Origin of the sequence: Dietzia sp. SLG310A2-38A2, from assembly GCF_014145095.1 — a bacterium.
Taxonomy (GTDB): Bacteria; Actinomycetota; Actinomycetes; order Mycobacteriales; family Mycobacteriaceae; genus Dietzia.
In genome coordinates this window covers 297-4336 of sequence record NZ_JAALDX010000492.1, presented here as the reverse complement: position 1 = coordinate 4336, position 4040 = coordinate 297, and the positions used below count along the sequence as shown (strand labels likewise).

Genomic DNA, 4040 nt, shown 5'->3' with positions numbered 1-4040 from the left:
GACCCCAGCGAGACCCCCACCGCCACGGACAGGGCGAGGAGCCCCAGCAGTGGAGCGAGCACCAGCCCCAGCGGCCGCCTTTCGCGACTCGGGCTCGTCTCGCTGCGCGCGCCCGTGGTGCGACTCGGTCCCGTGGTGCGGAACGGTGACGGGGGGTGGTTCGGAGCCGGCGTGGCCGCACCGCGTGCGCCACGGCCCCCGTCGTGGACGACCGTCGCCATGTCAGCGCCCGAAGGCGTCGGGGTGGAGCTCACGGGCGATGGTCTCCACCGAGGTCGCCATCCGGGAACTCTCGAAGAAGTCGGCGAGGGGGACCACCACGATCCGGTCGTCGCGGATCGCCGGGGTGGTGGACATGATGGGCTGGTTGCGCAGGTAGGCGATCTTGTCCTCCGCGCTGGTGGCCCCGTAGTCGAGCACCACGATCGCCTCCGGCCGGCGCTCGCCGAGGATCTCCCACGTGGTCTTGAGGTAGGGACGGTCGCCCTCGATGAAGATGTTGTCGGCTCCCGCGTACTCGCCGATCAGCTGGCCGATGCCGACGCCTCCGATCGTCATCGGCTCCGCCTCGCCGCTGTCGTAGAAGAACGTGGGGGTCCCCGAGACGCCGGCCTCGTCCAGGGTGGCGCGGACCGACTCGATCCGGTCGACGATGCGGTCGGTGAGTTCCTGCGCGCCCTCCTCGACGCCGAGAACCCGGCCCAGCTGAGAGAAGTCGGTCTCGAGCATGGAGACGTCCGGGAACCCGTCCCCGCAGTACTCGGAGAACAGGAACGTGTCGATGCCCGCCGCGTCCAACGCGTCCCGGCTGCGACCCTCCTTCTCGTCGAAGGCACTGCGCATGCCGGCCACCACCAGATCCGGCTCCAGATCGACGATCTGCTCCCAGCTGGGATACTCCTCGGCCAACCCGGGTATCGCCTCGAGCTCCTCGGCGACCTCGGGCAGCACGTCCTCGCGGTCGGCGTACCCGCGGCCGACGATCCGGTCTCCCGCACCCATCTGGATGAGGGTCTCCGTGACGTGGGCGTTCATCGTGATGATGCGCTCGGGTGGGGCGTCGAACGTGGACTCCCGATCGCAGTTGGTGATGGTCACCGGCTCAGCGAACGCCTCACCCGAGGCGGCGCTCTCCTGCGCCTCGCCGCGAGAGCAGCCCGCGACGACGACTCCCGTGACGAGCAGCGCGGCGAGCGCCCCGGTGGACCTGGACTGGCGACGGAACATGATCAGACCTCGGATCGTGTCGTGTGCCCACGAACACACGAGACCCGCAGGTGGGCAACCGTCGACGCCGGTCGCCGACCGTGCAGGACTCCGGATCGCAGACCGCGGCGATGGGCAGAGTCGCGAACCTCCGGGCAGGTAATCGGGCTCGTCGTCACCAGGGTGACGGCACACCGTTGCGGGTCAGCGCCGGATTCTCACCGGTCTTCCCCTGCGTATCCGGAGATCAGCAAGTCGTGGTGTCAGTATGCACATCTGCCTCGGCAGCCGGGGCGGCACCTCCCCGGAACACCCACGGGGGAACACCCGCGGTACGGGGGACAGACCGCGACGCGGGGTATGGCGCAAAGCGGGGCGCAGGGAGCGGGGTACGACGCGAAACGGGGCGCGGCGCGGGGTACGGCGCGAAGCGGGGCGCAGGGCGGGCCGCAAAGCGGGGCGCGGCGCGGCGCGAAGCGGGCCGGCGTCTACTCGGCGTAACCCAGCGAGAACGCCGCCTCGAGGTCGTGCTTGGACAGCGCACGGAACGCGATGTGCGTCTCGGTGTCCACCACGCCCGGGACCTTGTTCAGGCGGTCGGAAACGATGTCGGCCACCTCCTCATTGCGGCGGGCCCGCACCAGCACGATGAGGTCGATGGTGCCCGTCACCGAGTACACCTCGGAGACCCCGTCGATCTCGGCGATCGCCTCGGCGACCTCGGGGATGCGCGCCGTCTCGGCGTGGACAAAGACGATGGCGGTGATCATGGCATCCAAGGCTAGTCCAGCGCACGTAGCCCGCGCCCTCGTCCGGGAGGCCAGGCCCGGCGCGGCCCCGAGCGATCGAGCGCGTTCTGTGAATTCCCGCCGCGTTCTCGGCGACTCTCTCTCGACCGATGTGTCACGGAACGCGCCGAATCGGGGGAGGCGGCCACACGCAGAATCGCGGGAGGCGGACGCGGGCCGGCTTCACATGCAGCGCCGACCTGCCTCGTCTCAGCGCATGTTCTCGGGGGTCCAGTACGCACGCATCGAACGGATCTTGCCCTGCTCGTCGTGGGTCATGAGGTCCCACACGTTGATGGTGGCCTTGGAGTCGGCGTCGAAGTGGGTGGTGATCTCGAAGTTGAACAGCAGATCGTCGCCGCACACGCGCGCCTCGAGCACCTCGCCCTCGATCTTCAGCGCCACCACGGACGAGTAGAACTCGCGGATGGCCGCCTTGCCCTCGTGGACGGTTCCGTTGCCGACCGGGTCCTCGACCGTGGCGTTCTCGGCGTAGAGGTCCAGGATCGCCTCGAGGTCGCCGGCGACCAGCGCGGCGATGTAGGAGTCTGCGGTGGCACGGATCTGCTCGGGGGAGGCACTCACGGCGGTGGCCCTTTCGGTATGACGACGAGACACCTCGAGCCTAGAACGTGTTCTCGATCAGAGCGTTCGTACGCCGCAAAGGATAAAGAATATGTGACTTGCGCCACATTGGTCGCGGGCCTACGCTCCGTTCACCAGACATCAGGACGTCCATCCGGCCCGGGAACGGGGTACGCCATGTCCACACGGAACGTCTCTGCCAGGAGTTCGGACGAGGAGTCCTTCCACACCGGCCGGGTGGTGATCATCTCCCTGGTCGCGGCGCTCGGCGGGTTCCTCTTCGGCTTCGACACAGCGGTCATCAACGGCGCGGTGGACGCCGTCCAGGAGACCTTCGGCATGAACGCCGGCCTCACCGGGTTCGTCGTCTCCTCTGCCCTGCTCGGCTGCATCGCCGGTGCGTATCTCGCGGGCCGCCTCGCCGACCGCTGGGGGCGCACCCGCGTCATGGTCCTGGCATCGGGGCTGTTCACCGTCAGTGCGATCGGCTCAGGGCTCGCATTCGGCCCCTGGGACCTCATCCTGTGGCGGGTGGTCGGTGGCCTGGGCGTCGGAGCGGCCTCCGTCATCGCACCGGCGTACATCGCCGAGGTGGCCCCGCCCTCGATCCGCGGCCGCCTCGGGTCATTGCAGCAGCTCGCGATCGTCTCCGGAATCTTCGTGGCCCTGCTCTCCGACGCCTGGCTGGCGGCCGTGGCCGGTGGCGCTATCGAGGAGCTGTGGCTGGGGATCCAGGCCTGGCGCTGGATGTTCCTCACCGAGCTGGTCCCCGCCATCACCTACGGCGTGCTGGCGCTCATGATCCCCGAGTCCCCCCGCTACCTGCTGGCCAAGGGCCTGGTCGGCGAGGCGAGGGACGTCCTGCGCACGATCCAGTCCAGCGGCGTCGACAACCGGATCAGGGAGATCCGCGCGACGGTTCGCGAGGACAGGAAGCGGTCGTGGCACGACATGCTCACCCCGAGCGGCAGGAACCTCCTGCCGATCGTGTGGATCGGCATCGTGCTGTCCGTCTTCCAGCAGGCCGTGGGCATCAATGTGATCTTCTACTACTCGACCTCGCTCTGGCAGTCGGTCGGCTTCACCGAGGCGGACGCGCTCACCCAGACCGTCATCACCTCGGTCACGAACATCGTCGTGACGATCGTGGCCATCGCGCTGATCGACAAGATCGGGCGTCGCAAGCTGCTCATCACGGGCTCGGTGGGCATGACCGTCTCGCTCGCGGTGATGTCCCTGATGTTCAGCACGGCCACGATGGGTCCGGGACCCGACGGCGAACTGGCTCCCCAACTCGGCGACACCCAGGGGCTCGTCGCGCTGATCGCCGCCAACGGCTTCGTCGTGTTCTTCGGGATGTCCTGGGGACCGGCGGTGTGGGTGCTGCTCGGAGAGATGTTCAACAACCGCATCCGCACGGCAGCGCTCGGCCTGGCCGCGGCCGCCCAGTGGTTGGCGAAC

Annotated in this window: 5 protein-coding genes and 1 riboswitch; of the genes, 1 reads left to right on the top strand and 4 read right to left on the bottom strand. The window is 68.7% G+C overall.

Going from position 1 to position 4040, the window contains the following annotated elements:
• From G6027_RS18465 to G6027_RS15935, 4 genes are all read right to left on the bottom strand, one after another.
• On the bottom strand, nt 1-221 hold a 221-nt coding region (locus G6027_RS18465; RefSeq protein WP_206682502.1), incomplete at its 3' end, for a hypothetical protein.
• Between the two features lies 1 nt (nt 222).
• Nucleotides 223-1227, bottom strand: a complete 1005-nt coding sequence (locus G6027_RS15945) for an ABC transporter substrate-binding protein (RefSeq protein ID WP_182638019.1) — start codon at nt 1225-1227, stop codon at nt 223-225.
• 115 nt (nt 1228-1342) lie between these two features.
• A riboswitch (cobalamin riboswitch) is annotated at nt 1343-1476 on the bottom strand.
• A gap of 218 nt (nt 1477-1694) precedes the next feature.
• Nucleotides 1695-1976 carry an Lrp/AsnC ligand binding domain-containing protein gene (locus G6027_RS15940; protein WP_182638018.1) on the bottom strand — a complete coding sequence of 94 codons (282 nt, stop codon included), beginning with the start codon at nt 1974-1976 and terminating at the stop codon, nt 1695-1697.
• Nucleotides 1977-2204: 228 nt separating this feature from the next.
• Nucleotides 2205-2579 (bottom strand): SgcJ/EcaC family oxidoreductase, encoded by a 375-nt coding sequence (locus tag G6027_RS15935; RefSeq protein ID WP_182638017.1) that lies wholly within the window; start codon nt 2577-2579, stop codon nt 2205-2207.
• Nucleotides 2580-2756: 177 nt separating this feature from the next.
• Here G6027_RS15935 and G6027_RS15930 point away from each other — a divergent pair.
• A partial coding sequence (locus tag G6027_RS15930) for a sugar porter family MFS transporter (protein ID WP_241727197.1) occupies nt 2757-4040 on the top strand: 1284 nt, incomplete at its 3' end.